At 71.1% G+C, this 21767-nt stretch carries 28 protein-coding genes; 10 read left to right on the top strand and 18 right to left on the bottom strand.

The genetic code is table 11. The features are described from left to right. Positions 1–203 precede the first annotated feature (203 nt). Positions 204–866, bottom strand: a complete 663-nt coding sequence (locus ABD327_RS03535) for a fasciclin domain-containing protein (RefSeq protein WP_344448652.1) — start codon at positions 864–866, stop codon at positions 204–206. Between the two features lie 200 nt (positions 867–1066). On the opposite strand from ABD327_RS03535, the gene ABD327_RS03530 reads away from it, so the two are divergent. Beyond that, entirely contained in the window at positions 1067–1717 is a 651-nt protein-coding gene (locus ABD327_RS03530; RefSeq protein WP_344448651.1) for a TetR/AcrR family transcriptional regulator, read from the top strand. 2 nt (positions 1718–1719) lie between these two features. Further along, positions 1720–2382 carry an enoyl-CoA hydratase/isomerase family protein gene (locus ABD327_RS03525; RefSeq protein WP_344448650.1) on the top strand — a complete coding sequence of 221 codons (663 nt, stop codon included), beginning with the start codon at positions 1720–1722 and terminating at the stop codon, positions 2380–2382. Between the two features lie 22 nt (positions 2383–2404). Here ABD327_RS03525 and ABD327_RS03520 read toward each other — a convergent pair whose 3' ends face one another. Beyond that, positions 2405–3196: a TIGR02452 family protein gene (locus tag ABD327_RS03520; RefSeq protein ID WP_344448649.1), complete on the bottom strand. Its 792-nt coding sequence runs from the start codon at positions 3194–3196 to the stop codon at positions 2405–2407. 227 nt (positions 3197–3423) lie between these two features. On the opposite strand from ABD327_RS03520, the gene ABD327_RS03515 reads away from it, so the two are divergent. Both ABD327_RS03515 and ABD327_RS03510 read left to right on the top strand, forming a co-directional pair. Next, the gene (locus tag ABD327_RS03515) at positions 3424–3804 is read left to right on the top strand and encodes an NUDIX domain-containing protein (RefSeq protein WP_344448648.1); all 381 of its coding nucleotides are present in this window, start codon (positions 3424–3426) and stop codon (positions 3802–3804) included. A 50-nt stretch (positions 3805–3854) separates the two neighbouring features. After that, positions 3855–4652 carry an endonuclease/exonuclease/phosphatase family protein gene (locus ABD327_RS03510; RefSeq protein ID WP_344448647.1) on the top strand — a complete coding sequence of 266 codons (798 nt, stop codon included), beginning with the start codon at positions 3855–3857 and terminating at the stop codon, positions 4650–4652. A gap of 160 nt (positions 4653–4812) precedes the next feature. Here the strand turns inward: ABD327_RS03510 and ABD327_RS03505 are convergent, their stop codons facing one another. From ABD327_RS03505 to ABD327_RS03495, 3 genes are all read right to left on the bottom strand, one after another. Then, positions 4813–5550, bottom strand: a complete 738-nt coding sequence (locus ABD327_RS03505) for an NIPSNAP family protein (RefSeq protein ID WP_344448645.1) — start codon at positions 5548–5550, stop codon at positions 4813–4815. Positions 5551–5629: 79 nt separating this feature from the next. After that, a complete protein-coding gene (locus ABD327_RS03500; RefSeq protein ID WP_344448644.1) occupies positions 5630–6058 on the bottom strand; it encodes an Rrf2 family transcriptional regulator in 429 nt (142 codons plus the stop codon). Between the two features lie 308 nt (positions 6059–6366). Further along, complete coding sequence (locus ABD327_RS03495) at positions 6367–6732, bottom strand: VOC family protein (protein ID WP_344448643.1); 366 nt, start codon at positions 6730–6732, stop codon at positions 6367–6369. Positions 6733–6828: 96 nt separating this feature from the next. Here ABD327_RS03495 and ABD327_RS03490 point away from each other — a divergent pair, with 96 nt between their 5' ends. The 3 genes from ABD327_RS03490 (at position 6829) to ABD327_RS03480 (ending at position 10085) form a co-directional block, all read left to right on the top strand. Continuing rightward, positions 6829–7293, top strand: a complete 465-nt coding sequence (locus ABD327_RS03490) for a MarR family winged helix-turn-helix transcriptional regulator (RefSeq protein WP_344448642.1) — start codon at positions 6829–6831, stop codon at positions 7291–7293. A gap of 203 nt (positions 7294–7496) precedes the next feature. Then, positions 7497–9452 (top strand): GAF domain-containing sensor histidine kinase, encoded by a 1956-nt coding sequence (locus tag ABD327_RS03485; protein ID WP_344448641.1) that lies wholly within the window; start codon positions 7497–7499, stop codon positions 9450–9452. After that, complete coding sequence (locus tag ABD327_RS03480) at positions 9453–10085, top strand: response regulator transcription factor (protein ID WP_344448640.1); 633 nt, start codon at positions 9453–9455, stop codon at positions 10083–10085. It abuts the gene before it with no gap. An 8-nt stretch (positions 10086–10093) separates the two neighbouring features. Here the strand turns inward: ABD327_RS03480 and ABD327_RS03475 are convergent, their stop codons facing one another. Continuing rightward, positions 10094–10924: a DUF72 domain-containing protein gene (locus ABD327_RS03475; protein WP_344448639.1), complete on the bottom strand. Its 831-nt coding sequence runs from the start codon at positions 10922–10924 to the stop codon at positions 10094–10096. Positions 10925–11019: 95 nt separating this feature from the next. On the opposite strand from ABD327_RS03475, the gene ABD327_RS03470 reads away from it, so the two are divergent. The 3 genes from ABD327_RS03470 to ABD327_RS03460 all read left to right on the top strand — a co-directional run bounded on the left by ABD327_RS03470 (position 11020) and on the right by ABD327_RS03460 (position 13211). Continuing rightward, positions 11020–11334, top strand: a complete 315-nt coding sequence (locus ABD327_RS03470) for a DUF4333 domain-containing protein (RefSeq protein WP_344448638.1) — start codon at positions 11020–11022, stop codon at positions 11332–11334. 101 nt (positions 11335–11435) lie between these two features. Further along, positions 11436–11747, top strand: a complete 312-nt coding sequence (locus ABD327_RS03465; protein ID WP_344448637.1) for a DUF4333 domain-containing protein — start codon at positions 11436–11438, stop codon at positions 11745–11747. Positions 11748–11855: 108 nt separating this feature from the next. Then, positions 11856–13211 carry a PAS domain-containing protein gene (locus ABD327_RS03460; RefSeq protein WP_344448636.1) on the top strand — a complete coding sequence of 452 codons (1356 nt, stop codon included), beginning with the start codon at positions 11856–11858 and terminating at the stop codon, positions 13209–13211. A gap of 24 nt (positions 13212–13235) precedes the next feature. On the opposite strand, the gene ABD327_RS03455 is transcribed toward ABD327_RS03460, so the two are convergent. From ABD327_RS03455 to ABD327_RS03400, 12 genes are all read right to left on the bottom strand, one after another. After that, positions 13236–14234 carry a nucleotidyl transferase AbiEii/AbiGii toxin family protein gene (locus ABD327_RS03455; RefSeq protein ID WP_344448635.1) on the bottom strand — a complete coding sequence of 333 codons (999 nt, stop codon included), beginning with the start codon at positions 14232–14234 and terminating at the stop codon, positions 13236–13238. Further along, complete coding sequence (locus ABD327_RS03450) at positions 14224–14877, bottom strand: hypothetical protein (RefSeq protein ID WP_344448633.1); 654 nt, start codon at positions 14875–14877, stop codon at positions 14224–14226. Before ABD327_RS03450 ends, ABD327_RS03455 begins: the two co-directional genes overlap by 11 nt. A 72-nt stretch (positions 14878–14949) precedes the next feature. Further along, the gene (locus ABD327_RS03445; RefSeq protein ID WP_344448632.1) at positions 14950–16203 is read right to left on the bottom strand and encodes a cytochrome P450; all 1254 of its coding nucleotides are present in this window, start codon (positions 16201–16203) and stop codon (positions 14950–14952) included. Positions 16204–16321: 118 nt separating this feature from the next. Then, positions 16322–16630 carry a gas vesicle protein K gene (locus ABD327_RS03440; RefSeq protein ID WP_344448630.1) on the bottom strand — a complete coding sequence of 103 codons (309 nt, stop codon included), beginning with the start codon at positions 16628–16630 and terminating at the stop codon, positions 16322–16324. Further along, on the bottom strand, positions 16627–16860 hold the full coding sequence (locus tag ABD327_RS03435) for a gas vesicle protein (RefSeq protein ID WP_344448629.1): 234 nt from the start codon (positions 16858–16860) through the stop codon (positions 16627–16629). The genes ABD327_RS03440 and ABD327_RS03435 overlap by 4 nt, the downstream gene beginning before the upstream one ends. Beyond that, entirely contained in the window at positions 16845–17663 is an 819-nt protein-coding gene (locus ABD327_RS03430; protein ID WP_344448628.1) for a GvpL/GvpF family gas vesicle protein, read from the bottom strand. Before ABD327_RS03430 ends, ABD327_RS03435 begins: the two co-directional genes overlap by 16 nt. Further along, a complete protein-coding gene (locus ABD327_RS03425) occupies positions 17656–18045 on the bottom strand; it encodes a gas vesicle protein (protein ID WP_425547045.1) in 390 nt (129 codons plus the stop codon). Before ABD327_RS03425 ends, ABD327_RS03430 begins: the two co-directional genes overlap by 8 nt. Further along, positions 18042–18284 carry a gas vesicle protein GvpG gene (locus tag ABD327_RS03420; RefSeq protein WP_344448627.1) on the bottom strand — a complete coding sequence of 81 codons (243 nt, stop codon included), beginning with the start codon at positions 18282–18284 and terminating at the stop codon, positions 18042–18044. Before ABD327_RS03420 ends, ABD327_RS03425 begins: the two co-directional genes overlap by 4 nt. Before the next feature lie 3 nt (positions 18285–18287). Beyond that, positions 18288–19064 carry a GvpL/GvpF family gas vesicle protein gene (locus ABD327_RS03415; RefSeq protein WP_344448626.1) on the bottom strand — a complete coding sequence of 259 codons (777 nt, stop codon included), beginning with the start codon at positions 19062–19064 and terminating at the stop codon, positions 18288–18290. Beyond that, on the bottom strand, positions 19061–19504 hold the full coding sequence (gvpJ, locus tag ABD327_RS37410) for a gas vesicle protein GvpJ (protein ID WP_425547043.1): 444 nt from the start codon (positions 19502–19504) through the stop codon (positions 19061–19063). Before gvpJ ends, ABD327_RS03415 begins: the two co-directional genes overlap by 4 nt. Before the next feature lie 18 nt (positions 19505–19522). Next, on the bottom strand, positions 19523–20725 hold the full coding sequence (locus ABD327_RS03405) for an SRPBCC family protein (RefSeq protein WP_344448625.1): 1203 nt from the start codon (positions 20723–20725) through the stop codon (positions 19523–19525). A gap of 47 nt (positions 20726–20772) precedes the next feature. Further along, on the bottom strand, positions 20773–21636 hold the full coding sequence (locus ABD327_RS03400; protein ID WP_344448624.1) for a hypothetical protein: 864 nt from the start codon (positions 21634–21636) through the stop codon (positions 20773–20775). Between the last annotated feature and the right edge of the window lie 131 nt (positions 21637–21767).

Raw genomic sequence — 21767 nt, 5'->3', positions numbered from 1 at the left:
CGCCGGGGTCGTGGTGCGCCGAAGCGTGGTCGTGGTGGGGGGGATGATCCATGACCATCGGCCTTTCCTCTCGGGTGACGCCGCTTTCCCCACATAACGACATACCCCCGCAGGGTATTTCCCGCGGGGGCGTCCCATCTCGTCGCACCTTGGCGCGGCCGTCGGGTGGAGACCCCTCCGGCCGGGGGCTCAGCGCGTCGGCGTCAGGACGGAGCCGACGTCGGCGAGGCGGGCGGCGGCGTCAGGACGGTGTCGATGAGGTAGACGGCGGCGTTCTCGGTCTGCAGGTTGCCGCAGACCACCTTGGCGTCGCCGACGGTGTAGTCGGTGCCGCTGCCACTGGTGGTGAGGGTGCCGCCCTGCAGGGTCTTGAAGGATCCGGACGCCATCTCGGTCGGCGTCTTGCGGCCTTCGACGACGTGGTACTTGAGGAGATCGGTCAACTGCTGCTTGTCGGCGAGGATCTTGTTCAGGTCGGCCTCGGGGATCTTGGCGAAGGCCTGGTTCGTCGGGGCGAAGACGGTGATGTCCTTCGCGGAGTTCAGGGTTTCGGCCAGGCCCGCCTTCTTTACCGCGGTGGCCAGGGTGGACAGGTCCGGGGTCTCCCCGACCGCGGTCGCGACCGGCTTGTCCTTCAGTTCCTCGGGACTGCCGGGACCGGAGGTGGGCAACGCCGCGCAGCCGGGCCCGACGATCTGGTCGTCCGCGGCCTGCGTCGGGGTGGCCGCCGGCACGGTCTGCGTCGTCCCCGGTGACACGGGCGGCTGGGTGTTCGGGGACATGCTGTCCTCGGGGTCGCCTCCGCACGCCGCGGTACCGAGGCCGAGCACCGTGGCGATCCCCACTGCCAGAACCGCACGTTTCATGGTCGTTCTCCTTGGTCGCTGCGCCAGATGACGGCGATCGGGCTCTTCCGCCGCCGCGGAGTATCGGTACCCGTAACAGCCATGAGCTGCGGCTTCATCAGGAAACCTTTATTCGTGCACGTCCCGACACAGAACCAGGCACGCCCTTCTCATCCCTAAGTGGCCAGGTTTTAGAGCATTTGCTCTGTTATGCTCCCGGCATGGCCCGCCCACGAACGCACGATCTCGACCGGTTGCTCGACGTCGCCGAGGAGCTCGTCGCCGAGGACGGGCTGGAGAAGTTCACGGTGCGGAGGCTCTCGGCGGCCTCGGGGATGTCGAACGGGGCGGTCTACCACGCGTTCGGCTCGGTGCCCGCCCTGCTGGGACGGACCTGGCTGCGGGCGGGGAACGACTTCCTGGAACTGCAGACCTCGCTGGTCGACGCGGCCCTGACGGACGAGGGGTCCGTCGCCGCGGTGGTCGCCGCGGCGGACGCGCCCGCCGAGTTCACGCTGCGGCGGCCCGCGGGCGCCCGGATGCTGATGAGCGTCCGGAGCGAGCGGCTGCTGGGTCCGCAGCTGCCCGAAGAGGTCGCCGAGGCGCTGCTGGGGCTGGACCGGCGGCTCGTCGCGCTGCTGGTGCGGCTGTCCGAGGCCGTGTGGGGCCGTCGTGACGCCGCGGCGGTCGGCGTGATCACGACGTGCGTGGTGGATCTGCCGGTCGCGTTCTTCCGGCGGGTGCTCACCGGCCCGTCGCCGGGCTCCGTGGAAATCTCCGACGACCGCAGGCGACGGCTGGAGGCCGCCGTCCGCGCCGTGCTCACCGTGCCGCCGCCCGATCGCGGGCACCGGCCCCCCGGAAAGGAATGACCATGCCCGAACTGCGCCGCGAGGACTCCGTCTTCTACCTGGAACTGGGGGACGACGAGAACCGCTTCTCCCCCGACTGGCTGAAGGCCGTCAACGCCCTGCTGGACGAGGTCGTCGACCACCCCGGCGCGGCGGCGCTCGTCACGACCGCGAAGGGCAAGTTCTTCTCCAACGGCCTGGACCTGGACTGGCTCGGCGCGCACGGCGACCAACTGGCGTCCTACGTCGCCAACGTGCACGCGCTGTTCGCGCGCGTCCTCGCCCTTCCCGTACCGACGGTCGCCGCCGTCAACGGCCACGCCTTCGGCGCCGGTGCGATGCTCGCGACGGCCCACGACTTCCGCGTCATGCGTTCCGACCGCGGCTACTTCTGCTTCCCCGAGGTGGACATCCACATCCCCTTCACCACGGGCATGGCCGCCCTCATCCAGGCGAAGCTCACCCCCGCCGCCGCGGTCGCCTCGATGACCACCGGCCGGCGCTTCGGCGGCCCCGAGGCCCGCGACCTCGGCCTGGTCGACGCCGTCGCCGACGAGGCGGCCCTGGTCGAGACGGCCGCCGAACGCGTCCGTCCCCTGGCGGGCAAGGACCGCACCACCCTCTCCGCCATCAAGTCCACGATGTTCGCCTCCGCCCTCGCGGCCCTCCGCGAACCCACGGGCTGACCGGTCCGACGCGTCCGCCTGCTCACGGCTGGAAGACGCGGGAGAAGGCGAGGTACTGGGGTGTGGTGCCGTCGGGGTCCCAGACGGCCATGGTGACGTGGGCGAAACGGCCGGCGAAGGGGCCGGACAGCAGGTCCGACCAGATCGTGGCGACTTCGGCGGGGTCGTTGCGGAAGACGCCGCACCCCCACGCGCCCAGTACGAGCCGTTCGTATCCTTCGGCCGCGGCCAGGGCGAGGACCTTCCAAGCCCTGCGCCGCAGCACGTCGGAGACCGGCGTTCCGGGAGGCAGCGCTCCTCGGTTCGGGGCGGGTGAGGTGATGAACGAGACGGGGAACGGCTCGTCCAGCAGCGCCCCGGACTCGTCCCGGAAGACGGGGACGGCGGGCGAGTAGATCATCCGGTCCGAGTATCGGAGGTCCTGGGCCGCCCGGTGGAAGTCGTAGTAGTCCTCCCGGAAGCGGCACAGCGTCGGGTACAGGCCGGAGGCGCGCGCCAGCGCCTCCTCCTGGGCGTGCGCGCCGCGCTGGAATCCGCCGCCCGGGTTCTTGGCGGACGCGAAGTTCAGCGCGACGACAGCCCGTCCCAGCCTCCGGGCGGCGTCCAGGGTCGTCTCCCGGGTCAGTTCGACGGCCGTCTCGTGCCGTACGGGTCCCGCCGGCTCGTCGAATTCGTCCGGCAGGTACAGCCGGGCCCCTTCCACGGATGCCGCGACGTCGTCGCCGATCCGCACGACACGGCCGTCCACCGTGTACGAACCGGCCTCCAGGATCGCCACCGTCTCTTCGGCGATCTTCCTTCGATTCACTCTCATAGTGAGAACATCCCAGAGCCCTCCCCCCGAGGCAATCGGTTTTCGGTCTTCCCCTCCCGCCCTCCACACGGCGGACTCGTTCATGACCCCTTTCCAGCTCTGCCGGTTAGAGTCGGGACGTGCTACTCAGGAACTCCCATTGCTCCTTTTGCGGGGCTGCGTTCGGCGCTGACGCGGTATGGCCGAGGACGTGCGGTTCGTGCGGGAACACGAGCTATCTCAATCCGGTGCCCGTGGCGGTGCTGCTGCTGCCCGTGGACGGCGGGCTGCTGACGGTCCGGCGCGGGGTGCCGCCGCACGTCGGGGAGCTGGCGCTGCCGGGCGGGTTCATCGACCACGGGGAGTCGTGGCAGCGGGCGGCGGCCCGGGAACTGCTGGAGGAGACGGACATCGCCGTCGATCCCGCGAGCGTGGAACTGTTCGACGTGCACAGCGCGCCGGACGGGACGCTCCTCGTCTTCGGGCTGGGTCCGGCGCTGGCCGCGTCCGCGCTGCCGGCCTTCACCGCCAACGACGAGGCGACCGAGCGGGTCGTCATCGACGCGCCGCGTGAGCTGGCCTTCCCTCTGCACACCCGCGTGGCCGGGGAGTTCTTCGCCCGCCGCTGAGCCCTTTATCCCTTTCCCCTCGGCCTCTTCGCTGATCTAGGGTCGTCCCCGTGCGGATCATCTCGGTGAACTCCTGGGGCGGCGCGTTGTTCGACGAGTTCGCCCCCTGGCTCGACACATGCGGCGCCGACGTCCTGTGCCTCCAGGAAGTGGCGCGGGCTCCCGGCCTGCACGGCTGGACCCGGTTCGCCGACGCCGACAGGTCGCTCCCCCAGCGCGCGGACCTCATGGCCGACGTCACCGCGCACCTCCCCCGCCACCAGGGCCTCTTCGCCGTGAGCGACACCGGCCCGGTGCGGGACGACGCGGGCCGCACCCACCCGCAGGACTTCGGCCTCGCCACCTTCGTCTCCGCGGACCTCCCGCTCGTCGGCATGCGCTCGGCCTTCGTCCACGGCTCCTACCTCCACCACCCCGACGCCTGGCCCGTCAGCGACCGGCCCCGCAACGCCCTGTCCGTCCGCGTCCACGACCGGGAAGCCGACCGCTTCGTCACCGTCGTCAACCTCCACGGCCTCCGCGACGCCCAGGGCAAGAACGACACCCCCGCCCGCCGCGTCCAGGCCGAACGCCTGGCCTCCCTCATCACCGCGGCCCGCGAACCCGGCGACCTCACCATCGTCGCCGGCGACTTCAACCTCCTCCCCGGCAGCTCGACCTTCCAGGTCCTCGCCGACATCGGCCTCACCGACCTGGTCCGCGAAGCCGACACCCGCACCGCCCACTACCCCAAACCCCTCCGCCACGCGAGCTACCTCCTGGTCTCCGACCCCGGCGCCGTCAAGCACTTCGAGATCGTCACCGCCCCCGAGGTCTCCGACCACCGCCCCCTCCTCCTGGACCTCTGACCCGGTCGGCGATCCGCCCTCCCGCGGCGTCCCGCGCCCTGCCGCCGGATCAGCGACGGCCCCCGCTGCCGCACCGCCAGGCCCTGACCGCTCCCGATCCAGACCGCGCCCGGCCCGGCAGGCTCCGCAGCGCCCTTCGGCGAGCGTGCCCTCAGAGGGCTCACCGCAGGAGCGAGCGGTCGGTGGGGGCCAGGCGTAGGCGCTGGGGGTCTCTGGCCCAGCGCTTCGAAAGGTTCGGCAGGACGTCGTCACGCCAGGATCGTGAATTCCGGAGACGGTTCAGGTGGTCGGTGAGACGGGTTTCGTCGGGGAAACGGGCGAACCAGACGAAGACCTCCTCGTTCGTGCGAACCGGGAGCGCCGGGAAGGTGTTCGGGGCGTGTTCGGACTGAAGGCAGGCCAGGGGTTCGGCGCCGGTCTCGGTGAGCACGGGGCGGACCCGGCGTTCGAAGAAGTCGAGGAACGCGGCGTCGAAGGGGTCGTGGGCGTACCAGACGGTGGCGAGGACGAGGCCCGGGGGCGAGGCCGCCAGCACGCCGGGAGCCGGTCGGGGGTCGGCTGGCGCGGGGAACCCGGCCTGTTCCGAGCACGGGCGCAGCAGCAGGACGTCGTCGGAGTCGACCATCGTCGCGTTCGCCCTGTCGCGGTGCGCCCGCCAGACCGGGCCGCCGTAGAAGCCCGCCAGGGCCTCGGCGCGGCTCGGCATGTCCGCGAAGCCGCGGAGCCAGACGAAACGGTCGGGGTCGTCAAGATCGCGGAACTGGCCCAGGACGGTCATGCCCGCCGCCTCCTGGGATTCGACGAACTCCCGGTCGAACAGATCGATCAGGACGTCACGCCGTCCCGGATGCAGCGTGTACTGCCGCAGTTCGACGATCGGACACCTTACGGCTTCCATCCTCGCTCCTCTTCAGGTGATGTAACTAATCCTGTTACAACAAACGGCATGGTGAACGTCCGGCACCATGATCGATCGGTCAGTTCACCAGCGTCTCGCGCAGTACATCGGCGATAGACGTGTCCGCCAGTTCCCGTCGCATGGCCCGCTCGGCCCGGCCGTAGACCTCACTCAAAGCGGGTCGGATACCCCGGCCGACAGGACACTCCAGGTTGGGTTCGGTGTGGTGCAGGCCGAACGGCGGCTCCGCGTCGACGGCGTCGTGCACCTCGAGGAGGCTGATCTCCTCCGGCGCGCGGGCGAGGCTCCAGCCCGCCCCGGCGCCGCGGCGCACCTCCACCAGACCGGCCCGCCGCAGATCACCGAGACTGCGCCGGATGATCACGGGATTGGTGTTGACGCTGGCCGCGACCTGATCCGAGGTGAGCACCTCCCGCCCATCCCGCTGCGCCAGCGCCAACCACGTCAGCACATGCGTCGCGATCGTGAGCCGACTGTTCGCCGCCATCACACCCCCCTCGTTGCAACATCTTCTGTTACAACCAACCCGCGGTCAAGCGCTCCAGCCCGTACACGACGGGCCTTCCGCGAAGGATCCACGACGGGCACCAAGAGGAATTCACCCGCTCGGGTTCCGACGAACCAGTCGCGATCAGCCTCCTGCGCCAGTACGTCGAGTAGCAGAACCGCCCCGGCCAGGGCCCGCCCGGGCCTGGCGGCCCTTCTGCGCGAGGAGTCGTCCCAGCCGATGGAGCCCGTCTCGTGTTCGGACGGCCTTCGGCGACGAGGCGGGCGACGCGGCTCCGCTCGCCGTGGTCAGCCGCCGTGGACGGTGAGGGCGTAGCCCTCGGGGCCGGTGAAGGTGAACATGCGGCCGAAGGGCCCGTCCTGCGGAGCGCTGAGGACGGGGACGCCCGCGGCGGCGAGGCGGTCGTGCACGGCTTGCGCGTTGTCGGCGGCGAGCCAGAGGGCGACGCCGAGACCGGGCCGCCCGCTGTCGAGGTCGGTGCCGGGCAGGGGCTCGCGGACGGCGAACGGGATCGGCCGGGTGGCGAAGACGACGGCGTGCGGCGGCGAGACCGGAGCCCGCACCAGGCCGAGGTGCTCCTCGAAGAAGGCCGCGGCGGCCTCGACGTCGCGGACCTGGAGGGCGAGGAAGTCGGGACCGGTGACGGTGGTCATGGGCGCTCCTGGGCTGGTTGTTCACCAAGTCCTCATGTCAGGACTTTGACATGAGGAACGGTACGCGCAGCCCGCCGTTCATGTCAAAATACTGACATGGGAGAGGGAGGGCGGCCCGAGCCGCCGCACGAGGCCGGAGACATCACCGAGCACGTGGGATACCGGCTGAAGCGGGCTGCGGCCGCCCTGCGCGGGGCGATGGACCAGGCACTGCGCGAGCACGGCCTGACGGTGCCGCAGTACTCGTGCCTGGAGCTGCTGGACGAGCGTCCGGGCATCTCCGGCGCGGAGCTGGCGCGGGGCACGTTCGTGACCCGCCAGTCCTCCGCGGTGGTGCTGCGCGGCTTGCAGGAGGCCGGCCTGGTGACCCGGCCCGCGACCGCCGAGCACGGCCGGGCGCTGCCGGTGCACCTCACCCGGGAGGGGCTGGCCCGGCTGGAGGCGGCGCGCGGCGCCGTGTACGCGGTCGAGCGGCGCATGATCGACGCGATTCCACCCCGCCGCCTGGATGCCCTGCTGAGCGACCTAGACCGGATGGCCGACGCCCTCGGCGATGGGTGAGAGAACGGCCCGGGGTGAAGAAGGGCCGAGGGAACCGGAGCCGCTCGGGGTTCAGGCGACCAGGCCGGAGAGCAGGCCCCTGACCCGTTCCCGTCGATAAGACGAGATCACGCCGTCCCGTTCCCTTCGGGGGGCGGGACATCGTCCCGGGTGGGAGGGACAACGAGCCGGTTACAGTGGCCGCCTGCCGTGGGGAGGTCTGGGTGTCCAGAGCGCTTTGGGGGCTCGGATGGGCCGGGAGCACGGTCGGGCTGGTCGTGGCCGCTCTCTGGCTGGGGGTCGCCAACGGGAGCGGGCTGAAGGACCTGAGCCACCTGGCCTATGTGACGGCCTGCGCGGTGGTGGGCGGGCTGATCCGGTACCGGCAGCCAGGGAACGTGGTGGGGCGGCTGCTGCTGGTCAGCGCGTTCTCGTTCGCGGCGATGGACGCGTGCGGGGGGTACGCGATCCGGGGGGAGGGGCCGCTGGCGGGGGCTGCGGGGTGGCCTCAGACGTGGCTTTGGGTGCCGGCGAATCTGGCGCTCACCCTGCTGCCGCTGTACTTCCCGGAGGGGCGGCTGCCGGGGAGGCGGTGGCGGCCGGTGGTCGTCGCGGCCGTCGCGGCGGGGGTGGTGACGGCCGGGGTCTCGGCGCTGCGGCCCGGGGAGAACGGGCAGGTCGGCGGCGGCGAAGTGCCCAACCCGTACGGGTTGGCGGGGGTCGGGGGTGTCGCGGACGTCCTGGAGACGGGCTTCGACCTGATGATCAGTGCGGTGTTCCTCGTCGGAGTGATCAGTGTGGTCGTCCGGGCCCGGCGGGCCGTCGGGGAGGCGGCGCGGCCGTTCAAATGGCTGGCCTACGCGGTGGGGCTGTCCGCCGCCGGGGTGGTCGGGCGGCTGGCGATCGGGTTGACGGACGGACATCCCGATCTGTGGCCGGTGGAGAGCCTGGCGGGCGAGTTCCTCGGCACGTCGGCCATGCTGCTGATCCCGGTGGCCCTCGGCATCGGGATCTTGCGGCACGGGCTGTTCGACATCGACCTCCTGATCAGCCGGACGCTCGTCTACGCGGTCCTGACGGGGTGCGTCGTCGGCGGGTACGTCGTGGCCGTCAACTACCTGGGGGCGCTGTTCGAGGCCGAACTGCTGGTCTCGCTGGTCGCCACGGGGATCATCGCGCTGGTGTTCGCGCCGCTGCGTGAGCAGGTTCAGCGCGGTGTCGACAGGCTCATGTACGGGCAGCGCGACGAGCCGTACGCCGTCCTGACGAGGCTGGGACGGCATCTGGAGGAGCCCGAGGCCGCGGCGGGGGCGGCCCGGACGGTCGCCGAGGCGCTGCGGCTGCCGTACGTGGCGGTGGAGGTCTCCGCCACGGGGGCGGTGGTCGCGCACGGGAAGGCGAACGGGGAACCCGTCCCGCTTCCACTCGTCCACAACGGGGAGACCGTCGGGCGGCTGCTCCTCTCCCCCAGGCCGGGTGAGCGTGAACTCGGCGCCGCCGACCTCCGGCTGCTCCAGGACCTCGCCGGGCAGATCGCGGTGGCCGTGTACCTCCAGCGGTCCAGGGAGCGGCTGATCACGGCGCGGGAGGAGGAGCGTCGCAGGATCCGCCGTGAACTGCACGACGGTCTCGGCCCTACGCTGGCCTCGCTGACCATGCGCGCCGAGGCCGTCCAGGAACTGATGGACGGGCATCCGGAGCGCGCCCGGACGCTGCTGGAGGAGATCGTGACGGGCGCGGAGTCCGCGATCGGCGAGGTGCGGCGGCTGGTCGACGGGCTGCGCCCGCCCGCCCTCGACACCCTGGGACTGGCCGGAGCACTGCAGGCGTTCGTGGACGGGCAGCCGCCCGGCGGCCCGAAGATCAGGCTGAGCCGTCCGGACGGGTTGCCGCCGCTGGGCGCCGCCACCGAGGTCGCCGCCTACCGGATCGCCACGGAGGCCGTCGCCAACGTGTGGCGGCACGCGGGCGCCGGCGACTGCCTGCTCGCCCTCACCGCCGGGGCCGGGACGCTCACCGTGGAGGTGGCCGACGACGGCAGGGGGGCTGCCGAGCCCGGAACGGGAGTGGGCCTCGGGTCGATGCGGGAGCGGGCCGTCGAGCTCGGCGGCGCGTTCACGGTGGAGTCCGAGCCGGGCCGGGGCACCACGGTGCGGGCCGTCCTGCCGCTGGGGGCCTGAATGTTGCGGGTGCTGATCGTCGACGACCACGAGCCGTTCCGCAGCGGGTTGCGGGCGCTGCTGTCCTCCGTGCCCGACATCGAGGTGGTGGAAGAGGCCGCCAGCGGCGAGCAGGCGCTGGCGCTGCTGCCCGGCGTCCAGCCGGACGTCGTCCTGATGGACCTGGCCATGCCCGGCATGGGCGGCATCGAGGCGACCGGCCGGATCCTCAGGACGCACCCGCACATCCGGGTGCTGGTGCTGAGCATGTCGGACGACGACGACTCGGTGCTCGCCGCGATCAGGGCGGGCGCCCGCGGCTACCTGCTCAAGGGGGCGCGGCGGAGCGAGATCCTGCGTTCCCTGCGCGCGGTCGCCGAAGGCGAGGCGATCTTCGGCCCGGCGATCGCCGCCCGGCTGACGGACTACTTCGGGCAGATGGGCCGGCGGCCGGAGGAGCCTTTTCCCGAGCTCACCGGACGGGAGCGGGAGGTCCTGTTGCTGCTCGCCCGGCACCTGACCAACCCGCAGATCGCCGCCCGGCTCGGCCTCAGCGACAAGACGGTCCGCAACCACGTCTCGAACGTCTTCGCCAAGCTCCAGGTCGCCGACCGGGCCCAGGCGATCCTGCGCGCCCGCGAGGCGGGCCTCTGAGCCGTCGCTCAGAAGAGCGTCAGCGGCTCGTCGTCGACGATCGGCTCGGGGAGCGGTTCCAGTTCCGGCAGGCGGGCCCGGACGTCGTCGTGGAAGCGGCGGGCCAGGGCCGGGGCCTCCCGGTTGTCCGGGGTGTGCATGAAGAAGGTGGGCGAACGCCCCTCCTTGAGCCAGGCGACGACCGTGTCGACCCACGGATGCCAGCTCTCGGCGGTCGCCTCGGCGTCGTCCCGGCCCAGGTAGCGGATGACCGGGCGGTCCGTCAGCGCGCGGGTGCGGCGCGGCATGCGCGGTTTGCGCGCCCACCCCTCGCGTTCGGCGTCCGTGGTGGGCGGCCGTTCGAAGAAGAAGGTGGTGTCGAACGGCACCCATTCGGCGCCGACCTCCGCCAGCACCTGCTCCAGGAGCCGGGCGGAGCGCTCGTCCTCGAAGAACGCCCTGTGCCGGACCTCGACGACGTAGCGGTAGGAGCGGGGCAGCCCCCGCAGGAAGCCCGACAGCAGGGCCAGGTCGAGCGGCCCGAACGACCCCGGCAGCTGCACCCACAGCGCGTGGACCCGCGGCCCGAGCGGCTCGATCACGTCCAGGAACGGGTCGAGCTCCGCCTCGACGCCGGTGAGCCGCCGCTCGTGCGTGACCGGCTTGGGCAGTTTCAGCACGAACCGGAAGTCCGGGCCGGTCTGCCGCGCCCACGACTCCACGGTGCTCCGCGCGGGCGTGGCGTAGAACGTCGTGTTCCCCTCCACCGCGTCGCACCAACTCGCGTACGACCGCAGCCGCTCCCCCGCCGGAAGCCTCGACGAGAGGTACCGCCCCTGCCACGTCGTGTGCGTCCACATCGCACATCCCACATGAAGCCGCATGCATCCGACGTTATCCGAACCGGGACTCAGGCCCCTGGGGGTCGGGACACGGGGTGGGAGATCTTGCTCGCATGGGAATACGCGGGTTTCTGCGGGTCGTGCTCGGGGCGGGGCTGACGGCCGGGTGCTCTCCGGGAGCGCCCTCGGTGGACAGGGGCGTGCTGGAACGGGAGGTCAAGGAGAAGTACACCCGGGAGGGGCTGGAGGTCCTGGGGGTGAAGTGCTCGGACGACCTGTCCGGCAAGGCGGGGGACTGGGTGTTCTGCCACGTCACGGCCCCTCACGGGGTGGTCTACCCGGTGAAGGCGACCATCACCGGCGTCAAGGACCGGCGGCTCTCCTATGAGATCCGGATAGGCGGGACGGAGACCGACCCGGCCCAGTAAACGGACATCCCCCACCGAACAGGACCCGGGACACTGGGAGGGGGGACAGCCGTCCGGGGATCGTCGGGTCCATCACCACTCACGGACCCGAGGAAAAGACCATGCGCAAGCTCCTGGCCCCCGCCCTGCTGGGCGCCGCCCTCCTGACCGGCCTCACCGCCTGCGATTTCTCCGTCGGCGGCACCAAGGTCGCCGCCTCCGACGTCGAGCAGCAGATCAAGGACAAGCTCGGCAGCCAGCTCGGGGGCATCACCAGCGCGACCTGCCCCGGCGACCTGAAAGGCGAGATCGGCTCCACCCTCACCTGCACCATGGTCACCGGCGACGGCACCTCACGCACGGTCAACGTCACCGTCACCTCCGTCGAGGGCTCCCAGGTCAACTTCGACATGGAGGCCCCGCCCGTCGGCTGACCACTCGCCCCGAAGAGATCATGGGAAGATCGGGGCTTAGGGTGCATTCAGTGAATTTTGTCGCTGCGTAGTCGGGTTCGCGCGTGGCCTCAGAGAAGGGGAGAGGCCGTGGGGGACCTGCGTGCTTCGAGTGCCGGTGATCGGGAGCCGACGATGGGCGCGGAGGAGCTGTTCTTCTCCACCACTGATCGACGCGGGGTGATCCGGCAGGGGAACTCCGTGTTCGTCCGGATCTCCGGGTATCCGCTGGAGGAACTGGTCGGGGCGCCGCACAACACCGTGCGTCACCCCGACATGCCGGGCGGGGTGTTCCGGCTGATCTGGGACAGGCTCACCGCGGGCCGGTCGGTCGGCGCCTACATGAAGAACCGCACCAGGGACGGCGGCTCCTACTGGGTGTTCGCGGCCATCAGCCCGCTGCACGACGGCTACGTCTCGGTCCGCATGGCCCCGTGCGGACCGCGGTTCGAACTCGTCAAGCGGGTGTACGCGCAGGCGTCGCGCGTCGAGCGGGAAGCGGTCCTGCGGGACGGGATGAACCGCCACGACGCCGCCCTGCTCGGCATGGCCGAGATCGAGGCCTCGTTGTGGAAGCGCGGATACGCCTCCTACGAGGAGTTCATGCTCCAGGCGCTGCCCGAGGAGATCTCCGCCAGGAGCCAGCGGACGTCCACGGCCTACGCCAGGCCCGACGCGCGCGGCTCCATCGCGGAGGTCCTGTCCGGGACGGGGGCGCTGGACGAGGTGCTCGACGAGCTCGTCGGACGCCTCGCCGCCTACCAGAAGGTCGGCAATGAGCTCGCCTCTACCTCCGCCAAGGTCCTCGACATCGCGCACCGGCTGAACACCTCCGTGGCGGCCGCCCAGCGGGCGTCGGAGCTCGTCGCGGACTCCGCGCCGGTACTGGTGAACGTCGCCCGCGTCATGGCGAAGCCGATGGACAGGTCCGTCGCGTCCCTGGAGCGCCTGCAGGCGGAGTGCGGCCGGCTGCGGGACGACGTGGCGCACCTGCGGTTCCAGATCTCGCTGGCCAGCCTCTACAACGACATGGCCGCCGCGTTCGCCGCCGAGGTCTTCGACCGTGCCGCGCCGCCGGAGTCCCTCACCGCGGTGCCGCTGCTGTGCGACGCCGCCGGATCCTGCATCGAGGAGATGTCCGAGCAGGTGCAGCGGGTCAACACCTCCCTGCACGACGTCGCGAACCTCGTCGCCGAGACCGGGACCCTCCTGGAGGAGTTCCGCAGGTTCATCGGCCAGTGGCGCAACCTCGTCCTGCGCCACAACGCGGGCCCCGCCCTCGGCGACGCGGTCCGCCCGATCGACGAGGAGATCTCCGTGAGCTGGGAGTGGATGGAGCTCCTGCGCCACCTCGGCGGCCAGTACGAGTCCGCGATCGTCCCCTTCGACCCGGCCTTCCTCCAGACCCACCTCGACAAGATCAGGACCGCCCCGGCCGCCCTCTGACCCGGCGTCCCCGGCGTTTCCGGTTCACCCGGCGAAGGCCGCGGCCAGGCGGGCGAGCAGCCGCTCTCCCCCGGCGTCGAGGGAGGGGCAGAGAGCGGGGTGCTCTTTGCGGAACTCGTCCCGGTCGACTTCCCTGAAAGCGGCGGCCAGGGACTCGAACGTCGGCGGGTTCCGCTCGAAGTACGGGTCCCCGGCGACGCACATCTCCCGGAGCATCCGGACGTCCGGCTCCGCGATCTCGGCCAGCAGCATCGCGTCGTACAGGTCCTTGGCCTGCGGGTACATGTCGCTGATCAGCCACATGAGCTTCCAGGCCAAGGACAGCTCCGGCGTCGCCGCCAGGAGCACCAGGGGGTCCCCGCCGCCGGGACGAGGGATCTCCACCGGTTCGGGCGGCAGGGGCAGCGGTTCGTCGAAGACGAAGTCGAGCTGGACCGCGCCCGCGGGCAGGCCCTCGGCCCGCCAGGGCAGGACCAGCCGCCGTCCGGGCACCCTGTCGTAGGTCCAGATCTCGTCGCTGACCGCGCCGGACGCGGAAAGCCGGACGCCCTCGGGGCCGCCCTGCCGTGAAGCCTCCTCGGCGAGGTCCGCCACTTCGTCGAACATGCGTCCGGTGCGCCCGTCCTCCAGCTTCCAGGAGCGGGGTACGACCACGAAGTCCAGATCGCCCGGAGGACGCGCCGCCGATCCGAACCAGGCGGCCAGCAGGACGCTGCCGCGGAGCACCAGGTGGTCGACGTAGGAGGATCCGGCGATCGCGGTGAGAACGCGGTCGAAGGCGACGGCGCGGGCCGCGTACCAGCGGGCGGCCACCTCCTGGTCGGCGAACTCCGGGTCGCCCGCCCTCATCGCATGGGGATAGTGCTTCAGCGCCGGATCGAACACCGGCCGCTGCACCACGCCCTTGCCGGAGATCGGCCGCAGCGTCCTGGGCAGCTTCCGGCCCTCTTCCGGAAGCGCCTCCGGAATCCGGCTGTCCACGGGCCACGGGCCCCAGCCCAGTGCGCCCCATTCATTCGTCATGCCCGCCCCGTTCCTCCTCGATCCAACCGTCGTCCAGCGACTCGCCGTCGTCGAAGACCACGAACTCCCGTTCCACCTCGGCGATCCGGTGCGTCTTCAGCTCCGCGATCAGCGCGGCGAGGCGCCTTTCCGCCTCGAAAGCGCCGACCAGACGGCAGCGCTGGGTCACGAACCGCTCCGCCACCCCGTCGTCCCGGACCCGGCGCGCGTTGCGCGACAGGTGCGCGGCGTGCGGTTCGACCAGCCCCGCGAGCGCGGCGGTGTCGGCTCCCGGCTCCAGCAGGAGCTTGAGATGGTGTTCGAAGTAGTGCCCGGGGCCCAGCGCCAGCGCCTCCTCGTCGGCGGCGGGAACGCCCTCGTTCCAGGGGGCGGCCTCGACCTTCGTCCGCGTCACCTCGAAGCCGTCGGCCGCCAGGGCCGCCTTCGTCCGGTCCGCGGCCGCCAGGACGTCGGCGAGGTCGCCGGAGCCGCGTGCCGTCAGCATCGGCTGAGAGGCGACGCGGCCCCGGGCGAGCACGATGTGGCTGAACTTCAGGCCCCTGGCGGCGGCCCACCGCGCCAGGGCGTCGAGTTCTCCCGCACCGCACCGGACGGTCAGATGGGTCTCGAAGTCACCCGCCGTCTCCCGATCTCTCACCGACATTCCGGCATGATCGCAGGGAAGTGAGACAGAGACCTCTGGATTTCCGACCGGACGATCTTGCGGAAGCGCCGCTCAGGTCAGGGTGTAGCGGATGGGAAGGTGCTTGAGGCCGCCGACGAACGTCGTGGACGTCCAGCGCGGGGTGCCGGCGAGCTCGATCGAGGACAGGCGGGGCAGCAGCTCGCGGTACAGGGCCTGGATCTCCATACGGGCCAGGGCGGCGCCCAGGCAGTAGTGGACGCCGAAGCCGAAGGCCAGGTGGCGGTTGGGGTCGCGGCCCACGTCGAAGCGGAAGGGGTCTTCGAAGACGTCCTCGTCGCGGTTGGCCGACGGGTACGACAGCAGCACCGACTCGCCCTTCGCGATCGGCACGCCCCGGACCTCGGTGTCGGCGGAGGCCGTGCGCATGAACTCCTTGACGGGGGTGACCCAGCGGATCATCTCGTCGGTCGCCGTCGGGAGCAGGGACGGGTCGTCCTTCAGGCGGCGGAGCTGGTCGGGGTTCTCCAGGAGGGCGTGCAGGCCGCCGGAGATCGTGGCGCTGGTGGTGTCGTGCCCGGCGGTCGCGACGATCACGTAGTAGGAGGCGGTGTCGGTGTCGGAAAGCGGACCGCCGTCGACGACGGCGTTGGCGATCGCCGAGGCCAGGTCATCGGTGGGGTTCTCGCGGCGGGCGGCGGTCAGCGCGTTGAAGTAGTTGAAGAACTCGAAGACCGTGTTCATCTGCTCCTCGGCGCTCTCGCCGCGGCGCATCTCCTCGTCCTGCCCGCCGAACAGCTCCTGGGTGAGCTGCAGCATGCGGGAGAAGTCCGACTCGGGCAGCCCGAGCAGCGACAGGATGACGTACAGCGGGTAGTGCACGGCGATCTGCTGCACGAAGTCGCACTCACCGCCGAGCTCCGCCATCCGGTCGACGTACTGGCGGGCCAGTTCGTCGATCCGCGTCTGCATCGCCCGCATCGCCTTGGGCCGGAACCAGTCGGCCCCGATGGCCCGCACCACCCGGTGCTGCGGGTCGTCCATGTGGACGAGCGTGCGCAGCTCCATGCCCAGCTCCCGCTGCTGCGCCTGCAGCTCGTCCATCTCCGCCGTGGACAGCAGGGTGCGCTGGCCGCTGAGGAACAGCTTGTTGTCCCGCTCGATCTCCATGATGTCGGCGTGCTTCGTGATCGCCCAGAACGGGTTGTAGCCGGGCGCCTCGACCCGGTGCACGGGCGATTCCCGCCGCAGCAGCGTCAACGCCTCGTGCAGCCGCTCCTCGTCGGAGTACGCGGCCGGATCGGCCACGGCGAGACCTGCTTCATGGACGGAGAGGGTGCGGCTCATCTCATTCCTCCAGCTGGGGCGGGCCGGAAACCACGCAAGTAATCGAACACTTGCAGATCTTCGCGCGCCGGGACAACCCTTTCTCCGGGTTTCCTCCTCCCGGAACCGTCCCGAGCGATCAGCGCGGAGGGAGGAGCGGGCCGAGCGGGCCGAGGTCGAGGTTCAGGTCGCGGGGGTCGATGTCGAAACGCTCCTCCAGCTCCGTCATCGCCTCCTCCAGCCGCATCAGGGCCAGACCCAGCTGCTCGACCTTCTCGTCGGGGAGGTCCCCGACCTCCACCCGGCGCAGGGCTTGGCGTTCCATGAGCTGGCGGATGAGCTCGATGAGGGTGAGCACCAGGCGTACGAGGTCGCGCTGCACCGCCTCGGGGTCGGTCTCGATCCGGTGCGCCAGGCGCCTGCCCGGCTCCGGACGGCGCGCGCTCACGGCGCCGTGTCCTCGTCCAGGATCCGCGCCATCTCGGGCCGGATCGAGGCGATGACCGCGCGCAGGGAGATGTGGACGAGGTCGACGTCCGCGATGGAGATGGTGATGTCGCCCGTGATGACGACGCCGCCCGCCAGGAGCCTGTCCAGCAGGTCCACCAGCGCGACGGGCTGCCCCCTCGCCGGCCCCGTCGTGCGGAGCCCCGGGCGTTCCTCTACGACCCCTGCCATGCCTCTTCCACCTCCTCTTCGGGCTCCTCCTCGGTCGCGAAGGAGTAGGGCGCCCACGGGCCGGTGAGCCGCACCCTGACGTCGGGATCCAGGCGGGTCAGGTGCTTGACGGCGTCGCCGAACTCCTCGACACGGGTGTCGTCGACGAGGTAGGCGGCGTTGAGGAGCATCCAGCCCTGCTCTCCGGACAGCTGCGGATCCTGAGGGCGGTGCAGGCGCGTGGCGACGGCGAGGTCGCGGAGCTGGCAGTGGATGTACTCCGCGACGTCCAGGACCCTCCTGCGCTCCTCCTCCGCCGTGTTCCGCTGCACGAGCCGGCGCTGCAGATAGGACGTGCCGGGACGCGAAGGGGCTTCCTTCCCCGCCGGAGCGGCGGCCTCGGGCTGCTTCACGTCCGCGTACACCTTCACACCCCATTCGGTGCGCCCGGTGACGCGGTCCAGCGCCCTGGCGAACTCCTCATGGCGTGCCCCGAGCGCCTCACGCACCCGCTCCTCACTCCGGTAGACGGTGACCAGGCCCAGGGGAACGGTGGCCGCGCCGTCCGAGACGGCGTCCACCACCGCGTGGTGCGCGCGGGCGGTGGACTCCAGCCATTCGATGTCCTCCAGGTTCTCGCGCAGAGCCGCCTCGCCGAACTCCGACAGGCTCACCTCGCTCGCCAACGCGGTCAGCCCGTCCTTCTCTATGAGCCGTACGGGCGCGCCGGACACCCCCCGGACGTCCCCTACCTCCTCACCCGTCAGGCCGCGGGTGACGCCGTACACGTAGAACCCGGATCCAGGAGCCTGCACGTCACTCACGGCGGTCCTCCTCGTAGTACTCCTCGACCTCCTCCTGGTAGTCGTCCGTCCCGGCTTCCAGGTCGGCGATCCGGTCCCGCAGCCTCCGGTTCTCCTCCACCATGTCGCGGTGTCCGGAGGACAGCGTCGGATCGTGCTCCCACCAGTCGATGCCCATCTCCTTGGCCCGATCGACGGACACGATCACCAGCCGCAGCTTGATGGTCAGCAGCTCGATGTCGAGCAGGTTCACCTGGATGTCGCCCGCGATGACGATGCCCTTGTCCAGGACCCGCTCCAGAATGTCGGCGAGGTTCGCGGACTCGGTGCGCCGGTAGGGAGAAGGAGCCCCCCTTCCGTAGCCCCCGTAGCCCGACATCTCCCTGCCCGGCGGCTCGCTCATGACCGACCACCCGCCCGCCCGGAGACCATCCGGCTCAGCAGCTCGTTCTGAAGGTCCGCCGCCTCGTCCTCGGAGAGCTCACCGGAGGCTCGTGCCCGGTCGATCTCCGAGAGCCGCCTCCGGACCTCCGCGGGGTCGTACATCTGCCGTTCCGCCTCCTCCTGGATGCGTTCCGCCAGCCACATGACGCCGCGTACGGGAGCCAGAGGAAAGGTGAGCAGACCGCTGATCAGTCCCATGGCTCACGCCTCCTCCGGGGGCTGCGGCACGAAGTCGTACGGGGCGAGCGGGCCGAGCAGACGCAACCGGATGCGTCCGTCCCAGCGCTCTCCCAGCTCGTCCACCTCCTGCTCGAACCGCGGCCGGACCTCGTCGTCGACGAAGAAGGCCACGTCCGCCGCCGTGTCCTCGTCCTTCGGCTCACGCGGGGCCACCGCGAGCGCGTGGGGGGAGAGCGCCTCCACCAGGGTTTCGGTGTCGACCTCGCGTTTCGCTTCCAGCGCCTGGACGATGAGTTCCCCGAGCCGTATCCGGTCGTAGTACGCGGCCGCCTCCGGCAGATCACGGGTGGTCCGCTGAAGCCGCCGTATCTCCGGTTGCTCCTCCAGGACCTCGCGGAGCACCGTCTCCTCCACGTACGTGCCGGTGACGACGAACTCGTGACGACCCTTCAGGTCCTCCAGGACGGACACGAACCAGTCGTGGTGCGGGGCCAGCAGCTCCTCGGCCACCGCCTCCACCGTGGTGACCACGGCGCCGAACCGCAACGGGAGCACCGTCGTGCGCTCGGCTATCGCCGCCACGACGCCCTCGTGCGCGAGCAGGTCGTCACGGGTTCCGAGCGGCCCGCTGGGGAGGAACTCGCTGACCGCGGCGGCCACGTCCCCCTCCTCGACCAGGAACACCTCTCCTCCGCCGGTGCCCTTCAGCCCTCCGGGGAAATCGGCTTCGGCCAGGACGACCCCGTAGACGTAGCAGACGGGATTGGCTATATCCGTTCCGTCTTCCGGCCCGGTCATCGCTCACGCTCCTCGTGCGACGGCCTGCGGCGGCTCGGTTCCCGTACCTCCTCCTCGAAAGGCTCCTCTTCCGCCTCGTCATCGCCCCGGTCGAGCGCGCCGGTTCCCCCTCCCTCGTCCAGCTCCCCCCGGGACTCGCCCTCGACTTCCTTGGGCGCCCCGCCCCCGCTCATGCCCTGCACCAGGTCGGGCAGGCCCTTTCCCCCCTTGTCGTACAGGTCGAGCCGGTTGGTGGCCTCGGCGAAGCGCAGGTAGGTGTCCACGCTCGCCACCACGATGCGCGCGTCGATGGTGATCAGCTCGATGCCGACCAGGGACACCCGGACGAACGCGTCGATGACCAGGCCCTTGTCCAGGATCAGGTCGACGACGTCCGCCAGCCCCCCGCCGGACGAGCGCTGGACGGGAGAGCCCGCCCCTCTTTGCGGAGAGACCGTCATGGGTCCGCCTCCTCGTTCTCAGGATCCGCGTCTCGACGGCTGGCGCCCCCGCGTCGGCCGCTCCTCCTGCTCCGTCCCCGGACGCCTCCGGGCGGGCCGCCGGGACCGCTCTTCCTCTCCCGACGGGGCCGGCTGACGTCGCGGCCGGCGCTGCCTCTCCCCCCTCGGCTCTTCTTCGCCTTCCTCCTCGTACGGCTCCTCCTCGTACGATTCCTCCCCCTCCCGGGGCTCTTCCTTCTCCCGGGGCTCTTCCTCCTCCCCGGACTCGGCGTCCTCGTAGGACTCCTCCTCGTCGTAGGGCTCCTCCTGCTCCGACTCCTCCCGGCCGCTCCGCTCCCGCTCGGCCGTCTCCTCCTCATGGCCGGACCGCTCCTCCTCGAGCGCGTCCTCGTGGCTCTTCACGACCTCCCCGTCGCGGATCTCGCCGCGCCAGCCCTGGATCTCGTCCGCCTCCAGGATCGCGTGCGCCATCATGTGCCGCCGGAAGTGCTTGAGCTCCAGCCGGGCCCGCCGCCCCTGGGCCCGCCAGAGGTTCCCGGTGCGCTCGAAGAGCCCCTGCGGGTGGTACTCCATGACCAGGCAGATCCGGGTGAGGTTCGGGGCCAGCTCCGAGAACGACACCGCCCCGTCGACGTGCCCCTTGGCGCCCTTGGACTTCCAGATGATGTGGTCGTCCGGCACCTGCTCGACGATGCTCGCCTCCCAGGTGCGGTGCGACCACCACACCTGCGCCTTCCAGGTGCTCTTCCCCTCGTCGGTCTGCTCGGCCTGCTCCACCTTCTTGGTGAAGGTCGGGAAGTCCTCGAACTGGGTCCACTGGTCGTAGGCGAGCCGCAGCGGCACCCCCACGTCGATGGTCTCGACGATGTTGGTGAGCTTCAGCTTCCGCTGCCCGCCCCTGCCCGCCTTCTTGATCTTCTCCTTCAGCCCCGTCATCCCGGCGCTGACCGCGGCCCGGACCGGCCCCTTGCCCTCGGTGAGCGCCCCGACCCCGCTGAGCGCGGCCTTCACCTTCGGGCCTCCACCGTCCTCCTGCTCGGCCCTCTGGAGGAGGTTGTGCGCGGTGTCGCTCACCTTCTGCCCGGCCTTCTCCCCGGCCGACGCCAGCGCCTTCTCCGCGTACGCGCCCAGGAAGTCCTTCGCCTCGTGCGCAAGCCTGCCCACGGGCAGGTCATCGAGCAGGCCGGCGACCTTCCCCTTGGGGCTGCCTTCCTCGTTCATCCCCGCCACCTCGATCCCGTCATCCGCGACGGCCCCGTCAGAGGCCCTTACTCCCCGCCGGCCTCCCGCCGCCGGGCCTTCACCCTCCGAACCGGCTTCTCCTCGGATCCGCCTTCGTCCCGGTCGTCGTCCCGCTCGTACGCGCTGTACTCGTCCTCGTACTCACCGCCCTCGTCCCGCTCCGCCCCGCGCTCGCGTCCGCGCGTCTCCGGAGCCCCGCGCTCCTCGCTCTCCCGGTGCTCGGGACGTTCGTGCTTCTCGTGCCGCTTGCGCCCGGGTCCTCCGGGAGCCCCAATGCTGCCGGGAGCTCCAAAGCCGCCGTGTCTTCCATGCCTACGGCCGTGCCTCTCGTGCTCCCCGCGCTCTTCGTGCTCCCCGTGCTCTTCGTGCTCCCGGGACTCCCGGGGGCCGCCTCCGGAGGGCTCCTCCTCCCCGTGCTCTTCGTGCTCCCGGGGGCCGCCTTCGGAGGGCTCCTCGCGCCGGGGCCTCTCGTGTGTCTCCTCGCGCTCCTCCGTCTCCAGGAGCGATCCGGCTCTTCCGCCGAGCCCGCCGAGCCCGCCGACCCCGGCCTTCACGGTCTTCGCGGCTTTCTCGGCCTTCTTTCCGGTCCAGCCCTCCGCGTGCAGCGCCTCGGTGCGCTCGTGCAGGATGTCGCTGAACGACTCCACGGGGCTGCTCGCGGCCTTCTTCGCCAGCTCCGACCCCGAAGCGGCCAGCCTGCCGCGCAGGTCGCCGGTGATCTGGTCCAGTGAGCCGCCCAATGCCGTGCGGCGCAGCAGGTCCCCCGCGTTGCCCGGCAGCCTGCCGCCCGCGGCCATGAGCGCCAGCATCACGGCCAGCCTGGCCTTGTGGCTCCGCCCCAGCGCATAACCCCCGAGCACCGAGACGGCTATTCGGCCTCCGCCTTTCATGCCTACCCCCTGTGCGATCGCGGACGGCAGCATGCGGATGGACGAGAACGCGCCCTGGGGCACGTGATGACGCGGACAACCGCAGGTCGCCGCACATGTTTCCGTTGTCCCTTGCGAGACTAATGCCGCAA

The sequence above is a fragment of the Actinocorallia aurantiaca genome, assembly GCF_039533685.1.
Taxonomy (GTDB): domain Bacteria; phylum Actinomycetota; class Actinomycetes; order Streptosporangiales; family Streptosporangiaceae; genus Actinocorallia; species Actinocorallia aurantiaca.
This window is presented reverse-complemented; position numbering and strand designations above follow the sequence as displayed.

Excerpts from the sequence above, each read along its gene's own strand:
- ABD327_RS03405 (WP_344448625.1), bottom strand. The coding sequence starts at position 20,725 with ATGAACGAGGAAGGCAGCCCCAAGGGGAAGGTCGCCGGCCTGCTCGAT.
- ABD327_RS03425 (WP_425547045.1), bottom strand. The coding sequence starts at position 18,045 with ATGAGCGAGCCGCCGGGCAGGGAGATGTCGGGCTACGGGGGCTACGGA.
- ABD327_RS03420 (WP_344448627.1), bottom strand. The coding sequence starts at position 18,284 with ATGGGACTGATCAGCGGTCTGCTCACCTTTCCTCTGGCTCCCGTACGC.
- ABD327_RS03400 (WP_344448624.1), bottom strand. The coding sequence starts at position 21,636 with ATGAAAGGCGGAGGCCGAATAGCCGTCTCGGTGCTCGGGGGTTATGCG.
- ABD327_RS03445 (WP_344448632.1), bottom strand. The coding sequence starts at position 16,203 with ATGAGCCGCACCCTCTCCGTCCATGAAGCAGGTCTCGCCGTGGCCGAT.
- ABD327_RS03475 (WP_344448639.1), bottom strand. The coding sequence starts at position 10,924 with ATGTGGACGCACACGACGTGGCAGGGGCGGTACCTCTCGTCGAGGCTT.
- ABD327_RS03490 (WP_344448642.1), top strand. The coding sequence starts at position 6,829 with ATGGGAGAGGGAGGGCGGCCCGAGCCGCCGCACGAGGCCGGAGACATC.
- ABD327_RS03495 (WP_344448643.1), bottom strand. The coding sequence starts at position 6,732 with ATGACCACCGTCACCGGTCCCGACTTCCTCGCCCTCCAGGTCCGCGAC.
- ABD327_RS03530 (WP_344448651.1), top strand. The coding sequence starts at position 1,067 with ATGGCCCGCCCACGAACGCACGATCTCGACCGGTTGCTCGACGTCGCC.
- ABD327_RS03525 (WP_344448650.1), top strand. The coding sequence starts at position 1,720 with ATGCCCGAACTGCGCCGCGAGGACTCCGTCTTCTACCTGGAACTGGGG.
- ABD327_RS03435 (WP_344448629.1), bottom strand. The coding sequence starts at position 16,860 with ATGGCAGGGGTCGTAGAGGAACGCCCGGGGCTCCGCACGACGGGGCCG.
- ABD327_RS03455 (WP_344448635.1), bottom strand. The coding sequence starts at position 14,234 with ATGACGAATGAATGGGGCGCACTGGGCTGGGGCCCGTGGCCCGTGGAC.
- ABD327_RS03470 (WP_344448638.1), top strand. The coding sequence starts at position 11,020 with ATGGGAATACGCGGGTTTCTGCGGGTCGTGCTCGGGGCGGGGCTGACG.
- ABD327_RS03450 (WP_344448633.1), bottom strand. The coding sequence starts at position 14,877 with ATGTCGGTGAGAGATCGGGAGACGGCGGGTGACTTCGAGACCCATCTG.
- ABD327_RS03535 (WP_344448652.1), bottom strand. The coding sequence starts at position 866 with ATGAAACGTGCGGTTCTGGCAGTGGGGATCGCCACGGTGCTCGGCCTC.
- ABD327_RS03480 (WP_344448640.1), top strand. The coding sequence starts at position 9,453 with ATGTTGCGGGTGCTGATCGTCGACGACCACGAGCCGTTCCGCAGCGGG.
- ABD327_RS03500 (WP_344448644.1), bottom strand. The coding sequence starts at position 6,058 with ATGGCGGCGAACAGTCGGCTCACGATCGCGACGCATGTGCTGACGTGG.
- ABD327_RS03520 (WP_344448649.1), bottom strand. The coding sequence starts at position 3,196 with ATGAGAGTGAATCGAAGGAAGATCGCCGAAGAGACGGTGGCGATCCTG.
- ABD327_RS03505 (WP_344448645.1), bottom strand. The coding sequence starts at position 5,550 with ATGGAAGCCGTAAGGTGTCCGATCGTCGAACTGCGGCAGTACACGCTG.
- gvpJ (WP_425547043.1), bottom strand. The coding sequence starts at position 19,504 with ATGACGGTCTCTCCGCAAAGAGGGGCGGGCTCTCCCGTCCAGCGCTCG.
- ABD327_RS03415 (WP_344448626.1), bottom strand. The coding sequence starts at position 19,064 with ATGACCGGGCCGGAAGACGGAACGGATATAGCCAATCCCGTCTGCTAC.
- ABD327_RS03465 (WP_344448637.1), top strand. The coding sequence starts at position 11,436 with ATGCGCAAGCTCCTGGCCCCCGCCCTGCTGGGCGCCGCCCTCCTGACC.